At 51.5% G+C, this 3,969-nt stretch carries 4 protein-coding genes; all 4 read left to right on the top strand.

From position 1 onward, the window contains the following. The first annotated feature begins 124 nt into the window (after positions 1-124). The 4 genes from QVO97_RS12290 (at position 125) to QVO97_RS12275 (ending at position 3,934) form a co-directional block, all read left to right on the top strand. Complete coding sequence (locus QVO97_RS12290; protein ID WP_022360612.1) at positions 125-799, top strand: uracil-DNA glycosylase; 675 nt, start codon at positions 125-127, stop codon at positions 797-799. 12 nt (positions 800-811) lie between these two features. Continuing rightward, positions 812-1,651 carry an undecaprenyl-diphosphate phosphatase gene (locus QVO97_RS12285; RefSeq protein WP_022360611.1) on the top strand — a complete coding sequence of 280 codons (840 nt, stop codon included), beginning with the start codon at positions 812-814 and terminating at the stop codon, positions 1,649-1,651. A 201-nt stretch (positions 1,652-1,852) separates the two neighbouring features. After that, complete coding sequence (locus QVO97_RS12280; RefSeq protein ID WP_288189766.1) at positions 1,853-2,602, top strand: polysaccharide deacetylase family protein; 750 nt, start codon at positions 1,853-1,855, stop codon at positions 2,600-2,602. A 9-nt stretch (positions 2,603-2,611) separates the two neighbouring features. Next, the gene (locus tag QVO97_RS12275) at positions 2,612-3,934 is read left to right on the top strand and encodes a replication-associated recombination protein A (RefSeq protein ID WP_022360609.1); all 1,323 of its coding nucleotides are present in this window, start codon (positions 2,612-2,614) and stop codon (positions 3,932-3,934) included. Positions 3,935-3,969: the final 35 nt, after the last annotated feature.

Here is a 3,969-nt window from a genome sequence, read left to right as displayed (position 1 = left end):
GTCCACTTATCTGCGGAGGGGACATTTGGGAAGCAAAACTTGAGAAACCGCTTCGATTGTGCTAAAATGGAACCATCGTTTGACAGAAAACGACAGAAAATGACATGGACGAGAGGATAGGGCAATGGGAGCAATCAGTAATGACTGGCTGGCTCCGCTCAGCGGAGAGTTTAAAAAGCCATATTACAGAAAGTTATACGATACTGTGAAACGGGAATATGAGACGCATGTTGTATATCCGGATGCGAATGATATTTTCAATGCATTTGATTTTACCCCTCTTTCCGAGGTAAAGGTGGTTATTTTAGGTCAGGATCCCTACCATGGTCCGGGACAGGCGCATGGGCTTTGCTTTTCGGTAAAGCCGGATGTGGAAATCCCGCCGTCCCTGGTGAATATTTATCAGGAATTGCACGATGATCTCGGCTGCTACATCCCGAACAATGGCTATCTGACGAAATGGGCGAAGCAGGGAGTCATGCTGCTGAACACAGTTCTGACCGTCCGCGCACATCAGGCAAATTCCCACCGTGGAATCGGCTGGGAGGAGTTTACGGACGCTGCGATCAAGATCTTAAATGAGCAGGACCGTCCGATGGTATTTATTCTGTGGGGACGTCCGGCACAAGCGAAGAAATCGATGCTTAATAATCCGAAGCATCTGATTCTCGAAGCACCGCATCCGAGCCCGCTGTCTGCGTACCGCGGATTTTTCGGCAGCCGCCCATTCAGCAAGACCAATGAATTTTTAAAAGAGCATGGTGTTGCCCCGATCGACTGGCAGATAGAAAACGTGTAGGAAGGAGCAGACATGAGTTTTGTTGAGATTTTAAAGGTAATTGTACTGGGAATCGTGGAAGGTTTCACGGAATGGCTTCCGATCAGCAGTACCGGGCATATGATTCTGGTGGATGAGATCATCCATCTGGATGTCAGCGAGGCGTACCGGGAAGTGTTTATGGTTGTCATCCAGCTGGGTGCGATTCTGGCGGTTATGGTGCTGTATTTCAATAAATTGAATCCGTTTTCACCGCACAAATCGATGGCGCAGAAGCGCGGTACAATCCGTTTGTGGATAAAAATTATTATAGCCTGCATTCCGGCAGCGGTGATTGGGCTTCCGCTTGACCATTTCATGGATAAGCTGATGAACGGCTATGTCGTAGCAGCGATGCTGATTCTCTACGGCGTTTTGTTTATCGTACTGGAAAATCGAAACGTGCACCGTCATTTTCCGATTGAGCGCGTGACGCAGATTTCGTTCCAGACAGCGGCGCTGATCGGCTGTTTCCAGGTGCTGGCGATGATTCCGGGTACTTCCCGTTCGGGCGCGACGATTCTGGGCGCGATGCTGATCGGCTGTTCACGTCCGGCGGCGGCAGAGTTTTCATTCTTCCTTGGGATTCCGGTTATGTTCGGTGCGAGTTTTTTAAAGATTGTGAAATTTTTCATTCAGGGCGGCGGATTTTCTTTCGCGGAGTTCATTTATCTGGTTCTTGGTATGGTGGTCGCATTTGGCGTGTCCGTGTACTCGATCAAGTTCCTGATGGGATATGTCCGCAAGCATGATTTCAAGTTTTTCGGATATTATCGGATTGTGCTTGGTATCGTGGTGCTGTCCTACTTTGGTATTTCGGCGCTAGTAGGTTAAAATGTACGCTCGGAGTCTTTCCTGCACTTGCTTTTGCGGCTGGCGGAAAGATTCCGAGAGCACATTAAATAGAAAAAGAGGATTCAGACCTGACAGAAATGCGGAGGTCTGGATCCTTTTTTGCGTTCATATAATACATGGAAGCGGAAACGCAAATATAAAGGGGATGCCCTGTCACAGTTCAGGGCTGATACATCTAAAATGGTAAATCGGATCATTCAAAATAAGGGTTCCATGAGGAAAAAACTGCTCTGCCTGTGCACGGCAGTGCTGCTGGATCTGTGTTTCTTAGGAATCGTGTGCAGGCTGGCAGTGGGGATGCAGTGGGAAGATTTGGCGGAAGTGGAGCAGGCGGACCAGACGAACCAAACGGTTTCCTCCCCGGAATGCTTTTCCGGCGGGGAGCTGGCGCTGACCTTCGACGACGGACCGCACAGGGTGTACACGAAAAAGCTGCTGGACGGCTTGCGCGAGAGGGGCGTGAAAGCCTCTTTTTTTCTGGTCGGGGAAAATATTCCGGGTAATGAGGAACTGGTGCGACAGATGGCTAAAGACGGTCATCTCATCGGGGTTCACTGCATGGCACATGTGGATCTGGCGCACCAGCCGATTGAAAAGAGCGTGGAGGAGATTCGGGAGACGGCCGATTGGATCGAGGCGGTCACGGGAAAACGTCCGGAATACATACGTCCGCCGTATGGTTCATGGAGTACGGAACTTCAGGAGAGAGTGTCGATGACGCCGGTGTTCTGGGACGTCGATACGCTGGATTGGAAAAGCCGGAATACGGCGCGGATTGTGAAGCATATCTGTAAAAATGCGGCGGTTCACACGGTGGTGCTGATGCATGATGCATATCAGACTTCGGTCGATGCAGCGCTTGAAACGATTGACACATTGACGGCGGAGGGATATACTTTTGTTACAATAGAAGAATGTCTGATTGATTGAGAGGATACGATGGATTTATTTGATTATATGCGGAAAAATACGATCGAGCAGGAGGCACCGCTGGCATCCAGGCTGCGCCCGTCCACGCTTGACGAGGTGGTGGGACAGAAGCATATCATAGGAAAGGATAAGCTTTTGTACCGGGCGATCAAGGCGGATAAGCTCGGATCGCTGATTTTTTACGGACCGCCCGGAACGGGCAAAACGACGCTGGCGCGCGTGATTGCCAACACGACGAGCGCGCGTTTTGAGCAGCTCAACGCGACGGTGGCGGGGAAAAAAGATATGGAACAGGTCGTGCAGGATGCCAAGGATGCGCTGGGGATGTACGGAAAGCGCACGATCCTGTTTATCGACGAGATTCACCGCTTTAATAAGGGGCAGCAGGACTATCTTCTGCCGTTTGTTGAGGATGGTACGATTCTGCTCATTGGTGCGACGACGGAAAATCCGTATTTTGAGGTCAATGGGGCGCTGATTTCCCGATCCCGTATTTTTGAGCTGAAACCGTTGGAAAATGCGGATATCCGCGAGCTTTTAGAGCGGGCGCTCCATGACAAGGAAAAGGGTATGGGAAGCTATCGCGCGGAGGCGACGGACGAGGCGCTCGATTTTCTGGCCGATATGGCAGGCGGAGACGCGCGCGCGGCGCTCAATGCGATCGAGCTTGGTATTCTCACAACGGAACGGAGTGAAGATGGTTTGATTCACATCACACTCGATGTAGCCCAGGAGTGCATCCAGCGCCGTGCCGTGAAGTATGACAAGACGGGGGACAACCATTACGATACGATCTCAGCGTTTATCAAGAGTATGCGCGGTACCGATCCGGATGCGGCAGTTTATTATCTGGCGAAGATGCTGGATGCAGGCGAGGATATCAAATTTATTGCGCGGCGTATCATGATCTGTGCATCGGAGGATGTCGGCAATGCGGATCCGCAGGCGATTCAGGTTGCGGTCAGCGCGGCGCTGGCAGTGGAGCGGATTGGTCTGCCGGAGGCGCGGATTATCCTGTCGCAGGCGGCTACCTATGTGGCGAGCGCGCCGAAGAGCAACGCGGCGTATATGGCGGTCGATGAGGCACAGGAGGCGGTCAGGTTAAAGGGCAACTTTACGGTGCCGTCCCATCTGCGCGATTGCCATTACAGCGGGGCGGAGAAGCTGGGGCATGGCGACGGGTACAAGTATGCACATGATTATCCGAACCATTATGTGAAGCAGCAGTACCTGCCGGATGGACTGGAGGGCAGCACATTTTACCGCCCGTCAGAAAATGGGTATGAGAAGAAGATTGGGGAGTGGCTGCACTTCCTGAAGGGCTCTGAATGAGAAAAGCTTCTTTTCAGATGGATTTTGATTTGAGA

This window comes from Clostridium sp. CAG:43, from assembly GCF_000434655.1.
GTDB lineage: Bacteria > Bacillota > Clostridia > Lachnospirales > Lachnospiraceae > Otoolea > Otoolea fessa.
The sequence above is the reverse complement of the archived record's forward strand: the minus strand, read 5'-3'. Positions and strand labels throughout refer to the sequence as shown.

What these genes read in the sequence shown, in the direction of transcription:
- QVO97_RS12275 (WP_022360609.1), top strand. Translation starts at nt 2,612, where the DNA reads ATGGATTTATTTGATTATATGCGGAAAAATACGATCGAGCAGGAGGCA.
- QVO97_RS12280 (WP_288189766.1), top strand. Translation starts at nt 1,853, where the DNA reads ATGGTAAATCGGATCATTCAAAATAAGGGTTCCATGAGGAAAAAACTG.
- QVO97_RS12285 (WP_022360611.1), top strand. Translation starts at nt 812, where the DNA reads ATGAGTTTTGTTGAGATTTTAAAGGTAATTGTACTGGGAATCGTGGAA.
- QVO97_RS12290 (WP_022360612.1), top strand. Translation starts at nt 125, where the DNA reads ATGGGAGCAATCAGTAATGACTGGCTGGCTCCGCTCAGCGGAGAGTTT.